At 62.9% G+C, this 19575-nt stretch carries 14 protein-coding genes and 1 pseudogene; 9 read left to right on the top strand and 6 right to left on the bottom strand.

Annotated elements, in window-relative coordinates; genetic code table 11:
* Window positions 1–155: 155 nt before the first annotated feature.
* From rpoD to ACFFIC_RS19645, 3 genes are all read right to left on the bottom strand, one after another.
* Window positions 156–2096: an RNA polymerase sigma factor RpoD gene (gene rpoD / locus ACFFIC_RS19655; protein WP_377053476.1), complete on the bottom strand. Its 1941-nt coding sequence runs from the start codon at window positions 2094–2096 to the stop codon at window positions 156–158.
* A gap of 454 nt (window positions 2097–2550) precedes the next feature.
* Window positions 2551–2919, bottom strand: coding sequence for a helix-turn-helix domain-containing protein (locus ACFFIC_RS19650; protein WP_377053474.1), 369 nt, complete (start codon window positions 2917–2919; stop codon window positions 2551–2553).
* Between the two features lie 1823 nt (window positions 2920–4742).
* Window positions 4743–4922 (bottom strand): hypothetical protein, encoded by a 180-nt coding sequence (locus ACFFIC_RS19645; protein WP_377053472.1) that lies wholly within the window; start codon window positions 4920–4922, stop codon window positions 4743–4745.
* A gap of 577 nt (window positions 4923–5499) precedes the next feature.
* Here ACFFIC_RS19645 and ACFFIC_RS19640 point away from each other — a divergent pair.
* Together ACFFIC_RS19640 and ACFFIC_RS19635 are read left to right on the top strand one after the other, a co-directional pair.
* A complete protein-coding gene (locus ACFFIC_RS19640; RefSeq protein WP_377053470.1) occupies window positions 5500–5745 on the top strand; it encodes a hypothetical protein in 246 nt (81 codons plus the stop codon).
* 364 nt (window positions 5746–6109) lie between these two features.
* Window positions 6110–7056, top strand: a protein-coding gene (locus ACFFIC_RS19635) for an IS630 family transposase (protein ID WP_377053665.1) whose coding sequence is annotated in 2 segments (ribosomal slippage) — window positions 6110–6448 and window positions 6451–7056 — 945 coding nt in all. Because the reading frame shifts where the segments join, the coding sequence is not laid out codon by codon here.
* Between the two features lie 426 nt (window positions 7057–7482).
* On the opposite strand, the gene ACFFIC_RS19630 is transcribed toward ACFFIC_RS19635, so the two are convergent.
* A complete protein-coding gene (locus tag ACFFIC_RS19630; protein ID WP_377053468.1) occupies window positions 7483–8355 on the bottom strand; it encodes an ImmA/IrrE family metallo-endopeptidase in 873 nt (290 codons plus the stop codon).
* Window positions 8352–8711, bottom strand: a complete 360-nt coding sequence (locus tag ACFFIC_RS19625; protein WP_377053466.1) for a helix-turn-helix domain-containing protein — start codon at window positions 8709–8711, stop codon at window positions 8352–8354. The genes ACFFIC_RS19630 and ACFFIC_RS19625 overlap by 4 nt, the downstream gene beginning before the upstream one ends.
* A 121-nt stretch (window positions 8712–8832) precedes the next feature.
* Between ACFFIC_RS19625 and ACFFIC_RS19620 the strand changes: the two genes are divergently transcribed.
* The 7 genes and pseudogenes from ACFFIC_RS19620 to ACFFIC_RS19590 all read left to right on the top strand — a co-directional run.
* Window positions 8833–9993, top strand: a complete 1161-nt coding sequence (locus ACFFIC_RS19620) for a ComEC/Rec2 family competence protein (protein WP_377053464.1) — start codon at window positions 8833–8835, stop codon at window positions 9991–9993.
* Between the two features lie 4 nt (window positions 9994–9997).
* Complete coding sequence (locus tag ACFFIC_RS19615; protein WP_377053462.1) at window positions 9998–12328, top strand: hypothetical protein; 2331 nt, start codon at window positions 9998–10000, stop codon at window positions 12326–12328.
* Complete coding sequence (locus ACFFIC_RS19610; protein ID WP_377053460.1) at window positions 12328–13119, top strand: hypothetical protein; 792 nt, start codon at window positions 12328–12330, stop codon at window positions 13117–13119. The genes ACFFIC_RS19615 and ACFFIC_RS19610 overlap by 1 nt, the downstream gene beginning before the upstream one ends.
* A 470-nt stretch (window positions 13120–13589) precedes the next feature.
* On the top strand, window positions 13590–15683 hold the full coding sequence (locus ACFFIC_RS19605; RefSeq protein WP_377053458.1) for a hypothetical protein: 2094 nt from the start codon (window positions 13590–13592) through the stop codon (window positions 15681–15683).
* Between the two features lie 294 nt (window positions 15684–15977).
* Window positions 15978–16664, top strand: coding sequence for a MarR family transcriptional regulator (locus ACFFIC_RS19600; RefSeq protein WP_377053456.1), 687 nt, complete (start codon window positions 15978–15980; stop codon window positions 16662–16664).
* Window positions 16665–16791: 127 nt separating this feature from the next.
* Entirely contained in the window at window positions 16792–17085 is a 294-nt protein-coding gene (locus tag ACFFIC_RS19595; protein ID WP_377053454.1) for a hypothetical protein, read from the top strand.
* A 215-nt stretch (window positions 17086–17300) separates the two neighbouring features.
* Window positions 17301–17477, top strand: a pseudogene (locus ACFFIC_RS19590) (integrase core domain-containing protein); the annotation flags it as partial.
* Here the strand turns inward: ACFFIC_RS19590 and ACFFIC_RS19585 are convergent.
* Entirely contained in the window at window positions 17453–19432 is a 1980-nt protein-coding gene (locus tag ACFFIC_RS19585; RefSeq protein ID WP_377053452.1) for a molybdopterin-containing oxidoreductase family protein, read from the bottom strand. The pseudogene ACFFIC_RS19590 and the gene ACFFIC_RS19585 overlap by 25 nt on opposite strands.
* Between the last annotated feature and the right edge of the window lie 143 nt (window positions 19433–19575).

The following is a 19575-nucleotide window of genomic DNA, read 5'->3' as shown; positions in this document are numbered from 1 at the left end:
ACCTCGCCCGATAAGATGCCAGCACCGCGGATGCAGCTACGTATTTCGCGACATGGCGAGCAGATTTTGCGAGGTCATGCAGCTGCTCGGTATGAATGCCACGCAATGAAACCGAGCTGGTACTTGGTACGTCTTGGCTGATGGAGGCATCCCTCCTACGCGCCGTTCAGGAAGCTGCGTAGGTGTCGGGCTCGAACTGGATGCATCATTTTCTGTAGTGCCCTGGCCTCGATCTGTCGGATCCGCTCACGACTGACGCTGAACTGCTGCCCTACTTCCTCAAGCGTGTAGTCGCTGTTCATACCGATGCCATACCGCATCCGCAGCACTCTTTCCTCCCGGGCACTCAGGTCTGACAGGACCTTGGCCGTGGCGTCACGCAACTTCGACTGGACGACCACATCGAGTGGCAGGACTGCATTCTCGTCCCTGAGGAGATCACCGAGGGGGGTCCCCTCCTCGTCACCTACAGGGGTTTCAAGTGAGATGGGCTCGCTGGCAATCCTCTGTGCCTTGACCACTCGCGCCTCAGAGATGCCCGTTTTGGTCGCGATCTCCGCCGGGGTTGGTTCCCGGCCGAGCTCGAGCAGCAGTTGTTGTGCCGCCCGTCCAACTCTCTTGACGGTGTCGATCATGTTGACGGGTACGCGAATGGTTCGCGCCTGGTCCGCAATAGCTCGGGTGATGCCTTGGCGGATCCACCACCCCCCGTAAGTTCCAAACTTGAAGCCACGCCGGTAGTCGAACTTGTCTACGGCCCTCATCAGCCCGATGTTGCCCTCCTGAATGAGGTCCAGGAACTGTAGGCCGCGGTTGGTGTACTTTTTGGCGATGGAGATCACGAGGCGCAGGTTGGCTTGCACCATCTCCTGCTTGGCGCGATTCATGTCACCCTCGCCCCGCGACACCAGGACCTGGATCCTGCGGAACTCCTCAATCGGCATTCCCGCTCTACTCGCAAATGCGGCCACTCCAGCACGGGCAGTCTCTGCGTCATCTGCATAGCGCGTGGCTAGCGCCTGCCATCCAGCTCCCCTCCCGCGAGCTGCCTGTGCGGATATCCAATGCGGTGAGACGCCATATCGGCGATAGAGTTCGAGGAAGTCAGCACGCGTTACTCCAGCGATCTCGGCGACACGGAGCAGCCTTCCCTCTGCGCTGGTAAGTTGCTTACCCAGGACGCGGATACCTTCAACGAGTTCCGTGACCCGGGCCCTGTGAAGGCGGATTTCAGCAACCAGCCGTACAAGATTGGCACGGACGCGGCTGAACTCTGCCTCATCGTCCGGAGCCAGAGATCCACCTCTCCGATGGGTAGCCATGCGGCGCTCCTGTAATTCCTGTAGGGAGCCCCAGGTCGCCCTGATCTTCTGGAGAGCTATGAGGGCGTCGGGTAACAGCTTGTGCTCAAGGGCTGTGACGGAGCTCTGGCCTACTTCGTCGTCATCGTCTTCATCGCATTGGTAGAGGACATCCTCAGTCAGCGGCTCAAGGGAGAGATCGTCAGGTGAATCCGAGGCGGTGGTGGCCCGCTCGGTGGCCGTTAGGTCTAGCAGGTCACGCAGCAGCATGCGCTTTTCCAGAAGCGCGTCGTGCCAACCAACAATGGAGGCAAGGGCCAGGGGTGCCTCGCACAGGCCACTGATCATCATGGCACGCCCGACCTCAATCCTCTTAGCGATCGCGATCTCGCCCTCACGGCTTAACAGCATGACGGGACTCACATCCTGGAGGTACATTCGAACCGGATCGGCCGTACTTCCGACAGCCTCGAGGTTCCCAAGGCCTGCGTCGTCATTTTCGGCTACGGCCACCGCCACTTCACAGGGGGCATCCTCTTCTACTTCCGTCTCAGCGTCCTCCGCGACCTCGATGCCCATCAAGGACAGGATGGGGAGCGCATATTCAAGGGTGTCCGACAGAAGGCGGTCTTGCGGAAAGGCGGCAGCAATCTCGACGTGGCTTACGTGACCTCGGGCCCGCGCTATTCCTGCCAGGCGGCGGATGATCTGGGCCTCTATCTCTGGAAGCGTCGAGAGTAGTGCCTCCTCCCTGTTGTCGAGTACCCCTTCCTCAGCTGGGTCGATCAACGCCATGCTCACCACCCGTTGGAAACCACCCTCACGTCCGGCTATCGGTCGTGCGCTACCGATAGGTTAGGCCGGTCAGCATGGTCCACGAGAGAAGGATCTCTCGTCGCCGCAACTATCCCCGACACGTTGCTGCGTAAGCACAGATCAGCCGCCGCGGAGCATTTGACACCGTCATCTCTGTCCGGCCGTGTGCACCATCGTCCACCAGGCCATCCGCTGCGGAACGCCAGAACAGGGAAGGGTGACGGGAAAGGTTGGACGATGTGCAGCGTTCCCTTAGCGAGCTTCTTCAGCAAGCGTTGAGCGGTCAAAGCTCCCTGCACGTGGGCGGCTATCCCGCTAGACGAGACCTACTGTGATCTGGGTCCACTCCTGGAGCCGAGCTTCTCTAATTAGACAGGCAAAAGAACCCAACTCGCCTTGAGAGCCGCCTTCCCTGAAGTTCCGTTTCGTCGGTCTACTTTGTTTCGCGGGCCTTGCCCTTTGTCCCTGATTTCGCCGCCGGTCTCGCGTCGTCGGTTGGTCGAGGATTCTCGCCCGGAGACTCCGCATTCGTAAAATGCTGAGCCGTGCCCCTCCGTTCGCCCCTGGAGATCTCCTCCAGCAAGTTCACGCCTACGCTCCCATCGGCACCCATTGTCAGCCGGACGCCATATCCGATCAGGGCATCTTGGATCGCAATAAGCGTAGAATTTTTGGGGTCGGAGCGTCCTTGCTCGATGGCTTGAAGGACACTGAGTGCGACCCCCGCTGCCTCAGCAAGTTGCTGCTGACTCAACCCCGCAAGAACACGTGCGGCCACGAGAATGCGAGGCGAGTGGAGCATATGCACCGCCCCCCTCGGCGCGGTTGATCTAGTCTCGATTCCTTAAAAGAACCGAGCACTAAACGACACGCAATCCTGTCAACACACACAACCGGTCGGCCGGTTTTTAACACCGGTGCGCCGGTTGATAATGCGATAATGGTCAGCTAACGTCGTCTCGCGACTCGAATTGGGAGCCTCATACATGCCGCGACACGAAGAGGGCGTCGTACCAAAACGGGGCCGCTTGGCTTCGGCCGCTCGGGCACCAGGGGCTTGCTGGGAAGCAGTGAGTGGTGTCCCCCAAAATGGCTCTACTGCGGTCCTGGAACTTGATGGCGGCTCCCTCATCGGTGAACCATCGTATGCTCAGGAAGTCGCCGTGGCTTATCTTGATGGTCGACCGACGCTCTCGTGGCTCGTTGCCCCGAGAGCGGAGTGGGCGGCTCCGACCGGTTCAGGAACCTTCATTGAGGGCAACAGCGCTGACGCCCATCGCAGGCCCGGCGGAGGCCTCTCGCCTGAAGTTGTCGCCAGGGAACTCGCAGAGGCACTGAGCGGTCACTTGGTTTTGGCAATGCACGCGCCGCTGATGCGTCGCTGGGTCTCGGATCTCTTTGTCGCCGGTACTGGATCGCTCCCCGCGTTCGCCGTGTTCGATCTCCATCGCCGAGTAGGTATCCTCAACCCCTTGGGCACCGAAGTTCGCGAAGCTAGTAATGCCGCCAACCAAGTTGTCAGACCTAGGGAGCGGGCTGCCGCAGCAGCGACACGTCATGCCGTTTTCGCGGAAGCGGTAGCCACACGCGTTCAAGCAAGGCTGAGAGAAACCTGTCAGGTTAATCCGGGATCAGGCGCAGAAGTGTGAGAGGCTTGATGTCGACCCGCAGCAAGCCATTGTTGGAAGCAGTCCCAAATCCGGTCGAGACCTACCAGCGTGCATGCCGAGGCCGATTGGGAGGTCAAAGTTCCATCGTAGAGTCACAGAAGGCAGGGCACCTCGCTTTCCTGCTTCGTCTGTCTCACAGCGAGCTGTGCTTTCTGCCCAGTCGGATGGATCCCCATGTCATGTCATGATCGTTGGCACGCTGAGATGGACCCATGGGCCCTTGCCCGCCTTGATGAAAATACGGTGGTTCTGTTTGGGTATTGCCTGCATCACTGGGGGACGGGGGGTCTGTCCTGGACCAGGAGTTCACCGGTTGTGTACTTGGACGAGCAGAACCACTCCGCCCGAACAGCTTCGGGGCGCCGGTACACGCTTGGACGTCACATCGTAATTGAACAGTTGCCGACCGAAGAGTCCCGTGTTGCGTATTCACTCCTGATTCTCTCCGATCTCGTTATCAGCGAGGCAACCCTTCTCACTGGCCCGGAACGCCATCAGGCTGGAGAATGGATCTCTGCGTGCAAGATGTCACGGCACCTGGGCCTGCCTACGCCCCGGCGCGATCCGGAGGAAGTCGGCCATTTTATCACAGCACATCTCGGCGCGTACTTGGAGCAGGTTCGGAAGAGGAGAGCGCATTGATGGTGATGCATGCCTCCACAGCGCTCTGGCAGTTTGCAACAAGGCTCCACCAGCCCAGTGAGGAGACCAGGTATGGCGGCGGTCGTCCTGTTTGCACCAGACGTCACCTCCTACCCTGCCGCCCATACCCACAAAATGACCGTCTCCAATGTGGTCGATCAGAAGGTCTCCTCTGATGAGCGGCTCACTCGGGCCTAACCGGCCCAAGTTTTATCGCAGTCTGCTGCTCGGCCACCCAGAACAGCAGCACTCAAGGCGGAGCCCTATTGCTCCCGATATCCGTGTCCCGGCGGATGGAAACCCGGTGCAGTGGTCAGCCCGAGTACGAGCAGATGTCCCCGAATACGTCGGTGAGCAGCTTGATGAAGCGGTGCACCGCATGCGCTGTACAAAGACCGCGCTGATTATGCGGATGATAGCCGATTACCGCGTCAGCGGGCGGCAAGTATTCTTCGTCAGGCCAGAGGATCTCGTTGCAGATCGCCGAACTCAACGCGGCTCTCCTGTTCCAGATGGCACGCCGACGAAACCAGTAGAGGTCTCTCGGCATATTTGGCCGCGAAGATCGGCGCTAGGTCCACCTGCGGAGTAACCTGGTGCAGCAGTGACGACCTAGCTCGACCGGTCGGTCCGGTAGACCGATTAGGCCCTGAATTATGAAGGATGAAGTCTATGCCATTCCGTGTGGCTGGTACGATCAGTGCGGCACAACGTACGCGGATGGTTTCCGCCGCTGAACGAAGCGGTGCTCTTGCCGAGAACGTTCGACGCATTGCGAATGGACAGGGTCCAACACATGAGGAGCTTGCTCTAGCACCTCTGCTGTCAGGGCCACGGTACGTTGTTCGTTCTGCGCTGTGCTTGGCCGGTTGGGGCAGAGGGCATCCGAGGCTGCCCGATGGCCCGATTACGACAACCGAATTGGTCGTCGACGCATCCAGTTTGGGATGGGTTCTGACGGAAGGCCGCTTCTACCGCGTCAGCGAAATCCCTATCCCACTCTCGGCCACCGGCCGCGATGCTTGAATTCACCTGAGAGCTTGGGCCACGCTTGGTGTGGAGACTGTGTTGTGAGCGAGGAAGTATGGCGCGCGTTGTTTAGTCGCCCTGCTGCCGATCATCTGAGATCGCTGGGAGCGCGTGAAGCTTACCTGCAGATTTTGATGGGCGACCGTTATGAGCCGCCGGATGGAGGCCTTTCGGTCTACGAGATGCGCAAGAGCGGTTGGTCTGGCGGCGACATACTGCTTCGGCTTCAATCCACAGGTTATGAGGATGAGGAAATTGACTGGTTGCTCAGTGCATTCTTTTGGTGAGCACATCCTATGTCCGTTTGCCTTCGGAATCAGGCCTCGAGGCTACTAAGCTGCGGTCCACGCCACCAAGCCTGATAGCTCGGGTGGCTCTTATCTTCGAGCAAGCTCGCTTCGGAGCTCACATCAACGTCGGCTACATGCCTTTGGAAGCGGGCATTCAGGTGGCGGGATGCTGCATGAAGCAGGGGCAGCATCACGCTTTTCACCGCGCCGAGAGGGCTCCGTGTTGCCTATCACCCGTATGGAAATCTGTCTCTCTCGTGCTCGACCTGCACCGATTTGGCTCGAGCATCTAGAGCACTTCAGGCTTGCACGGACTCGTGGGTTCTGATTCGACGCTGTTGATGAAGCAGCGAGGCTGGTGATGACGGCACCTCTGTCACAGGACCTGCGCAAGCGCCTGGTTCGGGCTGTCGAGGAGGGCGCCTCGGCGCGAGAGGCGGCGGCCCGCTTCGCCGTCAGCGCGTCGGCGGCGATCAAGCTGGTGCGGAGGCTGCGCCAGACCGGCAGCACGGCCCCGGCCAAGATCGGCGGCTACCGCAAGCCGTTGCTGGCCGGGCAGGAAGAGTTCCTGCGGGAGCTGACGGCCAGCCGGAAGGGGATCACCTTGGCCGAGATCCGGGCAGCCCTGATCGAGCGCGGCGTGGCGCCGGTCTCGCTGATGACAATCTGGACCATGCTGAAGCGGCTCGATCAGTCGCATAAAAAAAGAGCCTGAGGGCGGCCGAGCAGGACCGGCCCGACGTAGCGGCCCATCGACACCACTGGCGTGTCTGGCAGCGCTACATGGACCCTGAGCGCTTCGTCTTTCTCGATGAGACCGGCGCGGCCACGAACATGATCCGCCGCTACGGCTGGGGACCACGGGGCGAGCGCTTGGTTGATGCCGCGCCGCATGGCCACTGGCGCATCACCACCTTTATCGCGGGCCTGCGCAGCACCGGCCTTGTCGCACCGCTTGTGCTGGACGGCCCGATGACCGGTGAGGCGTTCCTCGCCTATGTCGGACAGTTCCTCGCCCCCAGTCTCTCCAAGGGCGACGTCGTGGTTCTCGATAACCTCGCCGCTCACAAGGTCGCCGGTGTGCGTGAGGCGATCCGCGCCACCGGTGCCAGCTTGCTCTACCTGCCGCCCTACTCCCCCGACCTGAACCCAATCGAGCAGGTCTTTGCCAAGCTGAAGGCGCTGCTCCGAAAGGCTGCCGCCCGAACCCGAGAGGCGCTCTGGACCACCATCGGCCGACTGCTCGGAAACTTCACCCCAGCCGAGTGCAGGAACTACCTCGCCAACTCAGGCTACGCGTTCGTGTAAGGTGGAAAAGCTCTAGTGCTCTGCTGTCCAAGCTCATGCAGGAACTGCACGATGGGCAGGAGACCATCCTGAGCGCGGTCGAGGAGGCCGACTTGAAGGCGTTGAACAACCTCTACGTCGATCAGAAGAAATAGTGGCGCCGCAAGAACGGCGTCAGTTTTCCTTGAAAGGGCCCTCCATCACGAGGGCTGGATCGTGCCGTTCAGGTCGCTTTCTAAATACTGTCTGGACTAGGGGGAGCACGAGCGAGACGTGCAGTAGGGCTGCCCCGAACAGGAAGAGCAGAGTCCCGGACGGCCCGACCCATTCCAGCAGCTAGCAGGTCATCTCGAGCACGCGCCCGCCAACTTGCACCGGGCCGATCACCGCGCCCAGGCTGACGGCCGCCGCGAGCGCCAGCCCTTGGGATTGCAGCAGCAGGTCAGGTTACCTTGAAAAGCGAGGAGTCCAACGCTCCTCCAACTCTGCCTCCTCGTCCTCATCCTCCGCGGAGGTGTCGGTTGTAATGACGGTCAACGTCCGTCCGTACTCGCCGAGACCGACCACCTCCTCCGTCGCGTCCACTGCCCGCCGCGCCCCGAACCAGACCCGCAGTCCGATCTCAGCCGCGTCCCGGCGCCGTGCCTCGACTCCCCCTTGGTCGGTGTTGAACCGGGCAGTCAGGCTGTCCTCGGGTAGAACATCACCCTTCCTTGGCCAGCTAACCCCGGCGAACTCCCGCATGGTGTCCGACAGGAAGGCGTATTCCACCCGCTGCCCTGTGCTGACGATCACCGCAGCGGGCTCCCTTACGGTTTGGGCAAAGCGGATCGCAGTTGCCGTGAGCGAGGTGCCGCAGACCTCCGCCAGTTCCTCAATCGCCTCCAGTCCGTCCCCCACACGTCGCATGGCCGCGCGGAACGGTCCGTCAGGCATCAGCAGGCCGGAGGCAAAGAAGTCTGCCTCCAGCTCATACCGATCCCGGGTAGCGAACCCAGCCCGCGAGACGTGGGTGCCGTCGCCCGCGAAGAGGGCTTCCGGATGTCCTTCGAGAAAGTAGTGGCCTAGCTCGTGGGCAACGCTGAACCGCTGGAATCCCTGGCTCCGGATGTGGGTCGCGTAAAGGATGCCGAAGTCGTCTCCCGACTTGATGAGCATCCCGGATACCCCACCCACCGTATCTGGCTTGGCCTCCACGACAATGCCCTCGTCCTGGGCGATCGCGAACGGGTCCACCGGTAGCTTGTGGCGGCCCAGGTTCTTCAGGAGGAGTTCCGCTTTCGCACGGAAGGCATCGCTGTCCACCTTCGGCCGCGTCATTGCGGACCTCCAGGCTCGCCGCGTCTTCTAGACGCCAGCATGTTCATGAAGTCGTCCGCCAGCTGCCGGTCGGCATCATTCAGGCGCTCGAAGTTCCGGTACAGCGGGTCGGCGGCGCGTCCCATTTCTGGGTTGTCTACCCGACCCAGGAGGTAGTCGGTCGTTACCTCCAGCACCCCTGCAAGCCGCCGAAGGTTTGCGAAGGACGGCTTCCGCCCCCCGTTCTCGAAGTGGGAGATCGATGCAGGTGGGAGCCCGGCCCTGGTTGCTAGTTCACCCTGGCTTAGCTTGCGAAGGACCCGAGCCGACCTCAGCCTCTCCTGGAAGACATCTGGCGAAGGCGTATGATCGCTCATGTCGATTCCGCCATCTTTTCTGTTGCGAATCCCATACCGACCTCACTACGTTATCGCCATCCCCAGCATGGCGGACGCGTCATCGTGACGTTTTCGCAGTGGCCGGGTCAAGGAGCCTGTGATGGCGGCCAAGGTTAATTTCTTCCCGGTCGAGAACGGCGACATGACCCTTGTGAAGTTCGAGAGCGGAGCGAACCTGCTCATCGACGTCCGTGTCACCGGAGCGGCCGACGATCCAGATGCACCTGCTCCGGACGTCATCCGCCTCCTGAAGGATCGCCTTCCCCGGGATGTCGAAGGCCGTCCCTACGTCACGGCCTTCCTGTTGACCCACCCGCACGCCGACCATTGTCAGGGGCTCGAGAAGCACTTCCACCTCGGGCCGCCTGGCGACTACCCGAAGGGGTCAGACAAGATCCTGATCCACGAGATCTGGTCGTCGCCGATGGTGTTCCGGCGCGCGTCGAGGCACTTCTCCATCTGCGCCGACGGCGTGGCCTTCTGCCGGGAGGCGCGCCGTCGGGTCCGCTTCTGGCGCGACAACGGCTACGCCGGGGATCGGAACCGGGTTCTTCTACTTGGAGAGGACGAGGGTGGTAAGACCGACGACCTCGGAGCCATCCTGATCAAGGTCGACGAGGTCTTCTCCCGGATCAATGGAGGGTACGATTCCTCCTTCAACATCCGGCTGCTCGCCCCGCATCCGAAGTCGGACGACGAGACCCTGGAGGACATGCGCGCCCATAACCGGTCCAGCACCATCCTCGGCATCTCGCTGTCGGGTGACGGCATTCCGGATCGTGCCCGCTTCCTGACCGGCGGTGATGCCGAGGTCCTTGTCTGGGAAAGCCTCTGGCAGCGGCATGCCCATCGTGCGGACTGGCTCGCCTATGACCTGCTCCAGGCCCCACACCACTGCTCCTGGCACTCGCTTTCCTGGGACAGCTGGAGCCGCAAAGGCGAGGACGCGAAGGTCAGCGCCGATGCGCGGAGCGCTCTGGGGCAGGCGCGCGCCGGTGCCGTGATCGTGGCGAGTTCCCGCCCGGTAAAGGACGATGCGAACGACCCCCCGTGCATCCGGGCCAAGCGGGAGTACCAGGCGATCCTTCGACCGGTCGGCGGCACCTTCCGCTGCGTCGGCGAGGAGCCGTCAGAGCGGAGCCCTGGTGTGATGGAGTTCGAGGTGACGCGGGACGGCCTGCGGCCTGTCCGGCGGCGGATGTCCGCCTCCATCGTGACGGGCGGCGGCGCGATTGGGCGGGAGCCCCTCGGGCACGGGTAGGCCGATGGTCAGCCCGCCCGCTGGAGGTCGGCCCCTGCCGCCCGCCGTCGCCCGCGCCCTTCTGACCGCCCGGGCACATGACGGGGTGGAGGGGGTGGACATGCCCTGCATGGACGCGGGAAGCAGTGTCGTCGTGGACATCCGGTTCCGCCCCGGCCTGCCGATCGCCTGGATCGCTGTGGGGTGTAGCCCGAACGGCGTCCTGGCCGTCGAGCCCGTCAGGTTCACCTTTCCGCCCGACTACCCCTTCCGCCCACCTCGAATCGAGCTTCGGGAGGATTTCGACCGCTCTCTCGCCCACGTTCAGCCGGGATACCCAGGCGAACGCCCGCAGCCCTGCGTCTATGACGGGCTGCTGGGCGACCTGCTGGCGGCGCGTGGCTTTGGAGAGATCCTGAACCAGACCCTGGACTGGCTGGAGAGGGCCGCCACCGGACGGTTGATCGATCCAGTCCAGGGCTGGGAGCCGGTTCGCCGGGACGCGCTCTCCGACATCATCGTCGCGGATGCCGCGGCGCTGCGCGCTATGGTTGGGCGGAAGCCCGGTCATGCATGGCTTGAATTCGACTATCTCGTCTCCGGAGCGCCATCGGCTGAGGATGTCGCCTACCGGGGCGCAGTTGCAAACGAACGGGTTCAGTTCAGCCGCAAGACCTTCCCTCAAAAGGTGTCGGAAGAGGCAGGGGCCGATCCCGTGCGCCACGGCCAGTCCCTCGCTCTATTCGTCTGGCCGGGCTGCGACGCGGCAGGCAGGCCCGTCATCGCCGCCCGGTATCAGCCGGAGACCGTCTCGACCTGGACCGACTTGCTCAAACGCGCCGAGGAGTACGGCTGTCGCATGCCGCTGGACGACGCCTTCTCTTGGTTCGGCCATTGTGCACAGGGCTGGAGGAGTAGCGTGCGTCGCCCGCTCGTCGTCATCCTCGGCGTGCGGCGCCCCTTCCACATTACCGGGGAAAGCAGCGACCTTGAGCTTGTCCCCTACATCGTCCGCATCGGGGTGCCACTGGCCCTGCCGGACGGACCCGACACCGCCGTCCGCCCGGCCGCACATCGCCACGTTGTCTCGCCCGCTCTCCTGCGCCGGATGTCCGGCGAGGACGATCGGAGCTTGCCACCCTGGACCCTGGTCGGCTGTGGCAGCCTCGGCTCGAAGATCGCGATCCACGCCGCCAGGAGCGGCCATAGCCCCGGCCGGGTTGTCGATCCAGGTTTCCTCCATCCCCACAACATGGCACGCCATGGCCTCGTCCCGCAGCGCTGGGCGATCCCCCTTCCTGAAGGCAAGGCTGACGCACTGGCTGCTACGCTGTCCGCCTTCGCGCAGCCCGCAGAGGCTGTCCCGCGAAGCATCGTCTCCGCTATCCGGGATGGCACGATCAGGCCAACCGCTCTCCGCCGTGACTTCGCGCTGGTGAACGCGACCGCATCCTTGCCGGTGCGCGAGTTCCTCGCCTCTCGCGGAGGGGCTGACCTGCCGCGTGTCATCGAGACGACGCTCTACGGTGGTGGCCGGGTCGGCCTCGTCTCCGTGGAGGGGCCAGACCGGAACCCGAATACTGCAGACCTCGTCACCGAGGCCTACGCTGCGGCGATGGAGGACAAGGTGCTCGCAGACGCCTTCCTCGCTTCGGCGGATCTCGCCCGCGTGCCGGTCGGCATGGGGTGTGGGTCGACGACCATGCTGATGTCGGATGCGCGGCTTTCGGCCTTCGCTGCCCCAATGTGGGAGGCGATCTCGCGCCTCGGCCGGGACGGCATGCCGCTGGATGGGGGACGTGTGCTGCTGGGCAAGGTTGCCGAGGACGGATTAGGTCTCGCCTGGACCACACGCTCTGTCGCTCCGGCCACCGTCGTCCATGCCGAGGCGTGCGAAGCCGATCCACACGACATCCGGATCTCCGCGAGGGTGTCCGCCCTGATCGACGTGGAGATCCGGCGCTGGCCGGGCGTCGAAGCAGGAGGCGTCCTCGTGGGCCGCTATTCCGAGGCGACCTCCACCTTCCACGTTGTGGATGTCCTGCCCGCGTCGGAGGACAGCATCCGATCGGCGGCAGAATTTGTCCTCGGCACGTCAGGACTTCGCGGAGCGTTGGAAGCTCTTCAAGAACGGTCCGGCGGCACCCTTTACTGCCTCGGCACTTGGCACAACCACCTCGTGGAATCCGGTCCATCATCTCTTGATCGCGCGACCGCGCAGGCGATAGCCGTAGCGCGGCTCATGCCGTCGGTACTGCTGATCCGGACGCCGAGCCGCTTCAGGGCGCTGCTATGCACTCCGCCCGAGGCGGATATCCCCGCACTGATCCATGCAACCGATATCGGAGAGCGCTGATGGAGAACCTACTGCGCGAACTTGGCCTCGATCGGTATGAGCGGCAGGCTCGCCTGAAACCAGCACTGCTTGCCCTCCTGCCCGCCCTGGTGACCCTTGCGGTTTGGCAGCCCCGGGTCTGGACGGCTCTGTCAGGCCTGGTGTCCCTCTTGGCAGGATGTGGCCTCACCTTCCTGATGGCCAAGGTCGCCCGATACCGCGGACGGGTCGTCGAGCGCGACCTTGTCGCCAGCTACGGCGCTCGCCTGACCGAGGTCTTCCTCCGCCATCGTGACCCGTCGCTCAGCGCCGCGACGAAGGCTCGCTATCACACCTTCCTGGCTGCTCGTAGCTTCCGGATCCCCACTCCGGACGAGGAGAGGGCGGCACCGCGCGATGCGGACAGTCACTACCGCGCGGCCGTCGATTGGCTGCTTGAGGCAACCCGGGGCGAGAAGGCATACCCGCTCGTGAAGGATGAGCTGATCGACTACGGCTTCCGCCGTAACCTGCTCGGGCTGAAGCCAGTCGGCATCCTCGTCGCCCTCGTGGTCCTCGCGGCCCACCTGTGGCTCGCCGCCGTAAACCTCGGCGGGGACGAGACCCGGTTCTGGACCGCGACGGCGGTAGCGATCGCCATGGCGGGCGTGGTGGCTGCCTGGACGTTCGTGGTCCGGATGCCATTCCTGGAGGACGCGTCCCGAAGCTATGCGATCCGGCTGCTTGCGGCCTGTGACGTCATCGCGGCGGCTGAGATGGTCAAGCCGCAGAAGACAGGGGTGGCGCGGAAGGCGGCAGCAACGGCGGTGTAGCCGCTGGGACACTGAACGGACACGATCTTCTTGCAGATCGCGTGCGGCAGGAGTCGTGCCCATCAAGCCGGTGGGCCGCGTGGTGCGAGTCAGGTCCGCAAGCGCAGGCTTGGTCTGGCTCATGACGTCTTCATCTGGTCAGGGCGGCCTGCGCTGGGCAGGCCAAGATGGTAGGACGCCGCGTGCCCCAGATGTCCTCCGTGTAGTTCGGTTGCCGTTGGCGTTTAGCCCTCGACCATCTGGCGACTGCCAGTTGCGAGGTCGACTTCTCTACCGCGACCATGAGCAACGTCAGGCCGCACCCCGATGCTTCATACCGAGATACCGGGAACGCGAGCTCTAATTCATAGAGCCATGTCGATTTCTGTTGCGGTTCGCCAAGCCGCCACGAATCATGGAACATTGGGATGCTTCGTCTTCGTGGCTGACGGCCTTCCAAGCGTCATGATTCACACGCAGGCGGGAAGTCGATGGCCCTGTTGGTCGAGGATGTCATAGCGGCAGAGACACCGGATCTTGGGACAACGGCAGACGCCCGTGTTCATCAGGTTCCAGTCCTGTGCGAGGACGGCAAAGCCCCGGGTACGGGAGCTACGTTGGTGCGTCGGCGGCAAACGGTGGTAACCCTGATGCCGCCGGAGCACGCCGCAGCATTCGGTTTGCCCGAATGGACTGCCTCCTGGTGGATTGGCCGCGAGGACGAATTGCACGCCGCCCTGGACTTCGCCAATGCCGCCGCACCGCATCTCCGGGACCTTGCCCTCCTCCTGCTGCCCAAGCTCCCTCACCAGGTGCGGGCCTCCAGCTCGATAAAGGGAGAGAGCGAGCACGAGTTCTCCCGCCTCCTGCCCCTTGCTGAGGCCCTTTCCCATCGCTGGATGTCATTTAACGGTAAGCACTGGCTGAATGTGATCACCGCTGATGTCGACCACGCGGACTGGCGGGCCACTCTCCTGGACCTGGTCGCCAACAAAGGGCTGCCTATGCCCCTGATGACGGTCCAGTCGCCATGGAAGGGCACCGTCCACATCGTCTGGCTGTTCGAGCGTCCGATCTGGAAGAAGTGCGGGAAGCAGCTCCGATTCCGCAAGGGCATCTCGCGAGGTCTGACTCTCGCGTTTGGCGCATGCAGCCGGTTCGGGAACGCCCTGCAGAAAAATCCCTGGCACACTGCGCCGGAGGTGGTGGCCGCCGACCCGGATCTGCCGTGCGGAGATCCCACTGGCTGGATGGCCTATCAGGAAGCAGCGACCGGCACGACCTACCACACCCAAGTCATGGGCCTTGAGACTGTGTCCGGGAAGGATCTCCTGCTCCCCCTCCTCGACATCGCCACGGATAGGAGGGTCACGCTTCTTGGACCGAGGATCGGGCAGGCAGGCACGGGCGGCCGTCATGTCACCCTGGCTGCAATCGGTGAGGAGGGAGAGCAGCCACGCGGGACGCGGCTGTTCCACCGCGCGGCCAGGACTGTCCGGCGCGCCTGTACAGGTGACGCAGGTCGCATCCTGCAGATCGTGGAGCGGACCGCGATCGCCATGAATAGCCCGGCCGACCGGCAGGCTATTGAGGCAATCTCGTTGTCGATCACCACATGGATGAACTCCCGCTGGCTGGGGCCGCTGGACGGGAGACCGGGTGTCCGCGCCTGGACCGGGGGAAGGAACGTCGACCACGGCGTCATGACGGGCGAAGCAGCGGACAAGGGTGGCGAGGCGCTGGATGCCTGGAGAGAGCTATCGACGACGGAGAAGCAGCGGGCCGGTGCCATCAGGTCCAATACCCGGCGGACAGCCAAGGTCGACAATGCGATCACGACGGCAATTGGCGCGATGCTGCGTGAGGGGATCAAGCTCACACAGAAGGCTGTCGCGGAGCGCTCCGGCCTCTCCCATTCAACAGTGCATCGCCGCTGGAAGTCGCTCGACATGGCGGCGATAGAGGCCAGCGAGGACTCGGACGACGGTCTTATCCGCCCCTCCGGTAGGACTGCTCCCTCCTCATATGGTATGCCTGTGACACCCTACTCCGTAGCAAAGGGGGTCAACAGGGCGGTCAGGGAGCGCTTGGCTGCAGAACGGATGGCTGTCCTGAGATACCAGGAACAGGCCGTCCGCCTCCTGCGCCGGAGCGCCACGATGGAAGCGGTGAAGCCTGTGCAGGCGGACGCCAGCAAGCTCCTCATTGCAGCCTACCAGAACGCCTGTCGAGCGGAGCGGGATCTCGTCCGGCGCATCCTGGGCCGAGAGGCGCGGGAGCGAGCCTTCCTGGCCGCTGTGGCACGTCGAGACTGGCATGATGCCCACTGCGAGGACGAGGAGGCCTGGCGGGTGCGGTTGGCAGATCTAATCACCGGGCGGGAGAAGGTCGTCGAGGATTACGCGGAGCGCCCCTCGGCCGCAGCGAGGATGGAGATGATGTACAGTTCCATCATCAAGGCAGAGTGGCGAGCACGTCGTCGCGCCCGGGGAGAGCCTGAACCGGTCACGATCAGGACAAGGCGCCGGACAGCTGGATCCTGGCACCTCGGACCAGACGCGATTGATCTCGCTGTTCCCTGGTAGGGGCGACCTCTCATCGGACATCGGATTTCCGTCACCCGGTCTCCGACGACCTCCACTACAGGTTTGGGCATCATGCCCTCTGCCGCCTCGCCCCCTAGCACCAAGCTGGCCGTCAGCCCCGTCGTGGCTTTCACCTCGGCCACAAAGGCATTCACCGCTTCGAGTTAATCAGGGTGAGGTCCTGATTGGACGCTGAAAGACATGCTCCGTCGCCACGTCGAGCAACGGAGCAGTCTGCCCCACCGCTTCGTAAAATTGACTTTACATAAATATAATTGGCTTTACCATCCAGACATGGTCCAACGAAGCGCTGCCGCGTCATACCTCGATCAGCCGCTCGACACGCTGTTCGCGAGCATGGCGGCCGTGCGCATCCTTCGGGTTCTCGCCCGGCATGGGGGACAGATTTCCACCGGGCGGATCAGTCGCGAATCGTTTCTCACGAAGCCAACTGTGCTGCGTGTGTTGGATGACCTGATTGCGCAGGGGATCGTCCAAGAGGACGGCAGCGGCCGAGCGAGGCTTCTGACGTTGAACCGACCACATCCTCTTGCCCACATGCTTGACGTCCTCTTCCATGATGAGAGTCGCTACCGAGACAAGGTAATCGATGGCGTGAACCGGGCCGCGCTCGGCTTAAAGCCTAGAGCCGTGTGGCTATTCGGAAGCGCCGCGCGGCACGAGGACCGCCCGGACAGCGATCTCGACATCCTCTTTATCTCCGCCGCTCGTAACAGGGAGAGCCACGAGGGTGCGGCAGCCGCCTTCCGCGAGAAGCTTTCTGAAGAGCCATCTCTGACGGGCTTGAAGCCGTCTGTGGTCGCTCTGACGGTGAACGAGTTGCGTGCCCTGATCCGCGATGGGCACTCCATATGGAAGAGTGCCCGGGACCAGGCAAAGGTGGTGGTGGGTGACACCCCGTCCGAACTGGAGAGCCTTGCCCGTAGAATGGACAAGGCAAAGCATGACGCGGAGCGATAAGAACGCGCGATCCGGCATCCCAGCATCAGAGGCAAGTGGCAGGCTGAGGAAGGCAAAAGCCTACCGTCATGCCGCGCATGTGCTCCTACAGTCCTTGGAGGAAGCGTCCCTGGATCGAAGCCCTGTGGTGAGCAACGCGATACTCGCCGTGATCGCCTACACAGACGCCATTACCATCAAGGCAGAAGGCAAGATCAACCAGAAAGACCACTCGACCGCGCCAGCACTCCTACGCAGCGTCCTTGGACGTGACCTGCCGGACGCACGCTTCAAGGACCTGCAGAACCTGCTCTCGACCAAGGATGAGATGCAGTATGGCGTCAAGCTCACGATGCAGGATACGGCTCGGGATGCCCTGAGCAGACTTGATACCTTTGGCGATTGGGCAAAGTCCTGGTTGGAGGCTCGCGGCATCGCCTGACAACTTCGGATGTTGCAGGCCTCGCCTTGTGATGAGGATGCCCCCGCCGCCGCGGATGCCCCATCAACGGCCGATGCGCACTCTCTCGGAAATCCCACCCGGGAGATAGCTCAATCCAAAGCCACCTTGCTGGGCACCAGACGCCGCGGGCGTCGATGCGTCGACAGTTCCACTCCGTTCAGAAAAATCGCTGAAGTTACAGTTGGCGTAGCCCCACCGCGGTTCGGGACTACGCACGCATTCATCCCAGGCCCGATGCCGCCACCGTCCTCCAGCAGCTCCTGGGCTGGATCGAGGATTACAACGAGAGCCACCCCCACAAAGGCTTGCGGATGCGCTCACCTCGTGAGTTCATCCGTGCCCAGTCTCAACCAGCCCCGTGTCCGGTTTGATGGGGGCAACTCCAGAGAATCTCCACGAAGGTCTCATTGTAGGCTGGCTGCCCAGCAGGAGACCAAGCGGGAACAGTCAGGTCGTTTACGGCGCTCCTAGGACCAGCCATAGCCATGTTCCACCACTTGCCTGGTAGCGCGACGACGCCGTGGTGCATCCCGTCCACCACCGTGAGATGGGCATAGACGGATCCCCTATCGTTGCGTACTTCAACCATGCTCCCGTCGCCCAAGCCTCGGAGCGCCGCATCCTCACGGCTCATCTCCAGAGTGGGACGTCCGGCCGATTGTTGATGTCTCCGCATGTCTGCGAAGGTTGTGTTCAAAAAGAAATGGCCCTTGGGTGTCAAAAGCTGAAGGTGTCCGGGAGAAGGAGCCGCCGCTGGGAGAGGCACGCCACCGCTCGTGCGCAGGCTCACTCTAGGAGAAAGCATGGAGCGCAGGGGGGAGCACTTGATCCACCCCCTTTCCTTCAGAGCCTCGAGTTCTACCCGCTCAGGGAGCGCCGCCGCAGCAATGGCTTCGTCACTCTCCTGCAGCGCAGGCTCCGTAAGTCCCATTCTCCTGGCGAGGAGGCGCAGTATCTCTCCGTGTGACTTCGCCTCGCCTCGAGGTGTGACAGCGGGATGGTTGACGGAGATGTAGTGGTGACCCCAGGCGCCCTGCACATCGAAATGCTCAAGCTGCATGGTGGACGGCAGGACAATGTCGGCGAATGCCATCGTGTCGGTCGGGACGTGCTCAATGACAACCGTAAACAGATCCTCCCGATTGAGGCCCTGGCGTACGCGCCCGGTGTCAGGCTGGGTGACGACGGGGTTTGTGCCCCATATCATCAGGCCCTTGATAGGCGGCGAGAGCGCATCGTTGGTCAGGGTTTCCCCAAGCCGCGCCATGTCGAAGCTGCGAGTAGGGCTTGGCATCAGATCAGGGCGGGCTGCACGAGCCTCATGGAAATCGGGACCCGTTTCGATCATCAGCCCTCCCCCGCGTCGCGTCGGGTGCCCGCCCAGGATGGCAAGCGCCGAGAGTAGCCGCACGAAGGTTTCCCCATCCTGCGTTTGCTGAGGCGCAATACCTGCCCGGATAACAGCCGGACGCGCCTCTGTAAGTTCGCGAGCGAGCCGGACCACCGTGTTCGGCCCAATCCCACACAACTGTGAGACGCGCTCTGGCGTCCAGGGCGCAACCTGTTCACAAAAGGCATCGAAGTCGCTCGCAGCTGCCTTGGCATAGTCGAGGTCCGCCAAACCCTCCTGGAGGGCTACATGGGCGAGGCCAGCCGCCAGCACAGCATCAGACCCCGGCCGGATTGAAAGGTGTTCGTCCGACGCCGCAGCAGTGCGGGTACGTCGTGGATCAATGCAGATCACGCGAGCGCCATGCCGCTCGCGCGCCGCTTTAATGAAGTGCCAACTGTGCGGGGCAGTGGTCAACAGGTTGGTTCCCCAGAGCAACACCAGGTGGCTGTCGGCCACCTCTTCGGGGTCAAAGCCGAGGGCGTGGCCTTCCGCCGCAAGTGCGTTGCCGGACTGTCCGCAGATGCTGCCGTGGAAGCGTGACGCGCCAAGCGCGTGGAAAAGCCTCATAAGGGCGCGCCGCTGAACGACACCGAGTGAACCGGCGAAGTTCACCGGCAGCAATGCCTCAGCGCCATGATGAGCGATGATTGCGCTATACCGCTCTGCAATGCGCGACAGCGCTTCATCCCAGCTGATGCGCTGGAACAGTCCACTGCCTTTGGGGCCAGTACGTAGCAAGGGATGGAGCAACCGGTCGGGTGCATCCAGGCGTGTCTCGTAATCCCGGACCTTGGCGCATAAGACACCGCGCGTGATGGGGTGGTCTGGCGCACCCGCCATCCGCACGACACGGCCATTCTCAACCTGGGCAACCCAGGAGCAGCTATCCTGACAGTCGAGGGGGCAACAACCTTTAATGGTTCGAGAGGTCATCGCCTGGCTCCCACAGGATTTTTCGGATTGAGCGTCGTAGACGTAGCGATAGGTCACAGAGGAAGAAGACCAACACCTGATTTCCTGAAGGATACAGTGTTCGAAGCCATGAGGCGACGCCACCGCCCTGGCCGCGGCGCCCA

Source organism: Muricoccus vinaceus (assembly GCF_042433125.1).
Taxonomy (GTDB): Bacteria; Pseudomonadota; Alphaproteobacteria; order Acetobacterales; family Acetobacteraceae; genus Roseomonas; species Roseomonas vinacea.
This window is presented reverse-complemented; position numbering and strand designations above follow the sequence as displayed.

Excerpts from the sequence above, each read along its gene's own strand:
- rpoD (WP_377053476.1), bottom strand. The coding sequence starts at position 2,096 with ATGGCGTTGATCGACCCAGCTGAGGAAGGGGTACTCGACAACAGGGAG.
- ACFFIC_RS19650 (WP_377053474.1), bottom strand. The coding sequence starts at position 2,919 with ATGCTCCACTCGCCTCGCATTCTCGTGGCCGCACGTGTTCTTGCGGGG.
- ACFFIC_RS19630 (WP_377053468.1), bottom strand. The coding sequence starts at position 8,355 with ATGACGCGGCCGAAGGTGGACAGCGATGCCTTCCGTGCGAAAGCGGAA.
- ACFFIC_RS19625 (WP_377053466.1), bottom strand. The coding sequence starts at position 8,711 with ATGAGCGATCATACGCCTTCGCCAGATGTCTTCCAGGAGAGGCTGAGG.
- ACFFIC_RS19620 (WP_377053464.1), top strand. The coding sequence starts at position 8,833 with ATGGCGGCCAAGGTTAATTTCTTCCCGGTCGAGAACGGCGACATGACC.
- ACFFIC_RS19615 (WP_377053462.1), top strand. The coding sequence starts at position 9,998 with ATGGTCAGCCCGCCCGCTGGAGGTCGGCCCCTGCCGCCCGCCGTCGCC.
- ACFFIC_RS19610 (WP_377053460.1), top strand. The coding sequence starts at position 12,328 with ATGGAGAACCTACTGCGCGAACTTGGCCTCGATCGGTATGAGCGGCAG.
- ACFFIC_RS19605 (WP_377053458.1), top strand. The coding sequence starts at position 13,590 with ATGGCCCTGTTGGTCGAGGATGTCATAGCGGCAGAGACACCGGATCTT.
- ACFFIC_RS19600 (WP_377053456.1), top strand. The coding sequence starts at position 15,978 with ATGGTCCAACGAAGCGCTGCCGCGTCATACCTCGATCAGCCGCTCGAC.
- ACFFIC_RS19585 (WP_377053452.1), bottom strand. The coding sequence starts at position 19,432 with ATGACCTCTCGAACCATTAAAGGTTGTTGCCCCCTCGACTGTCAGGAT.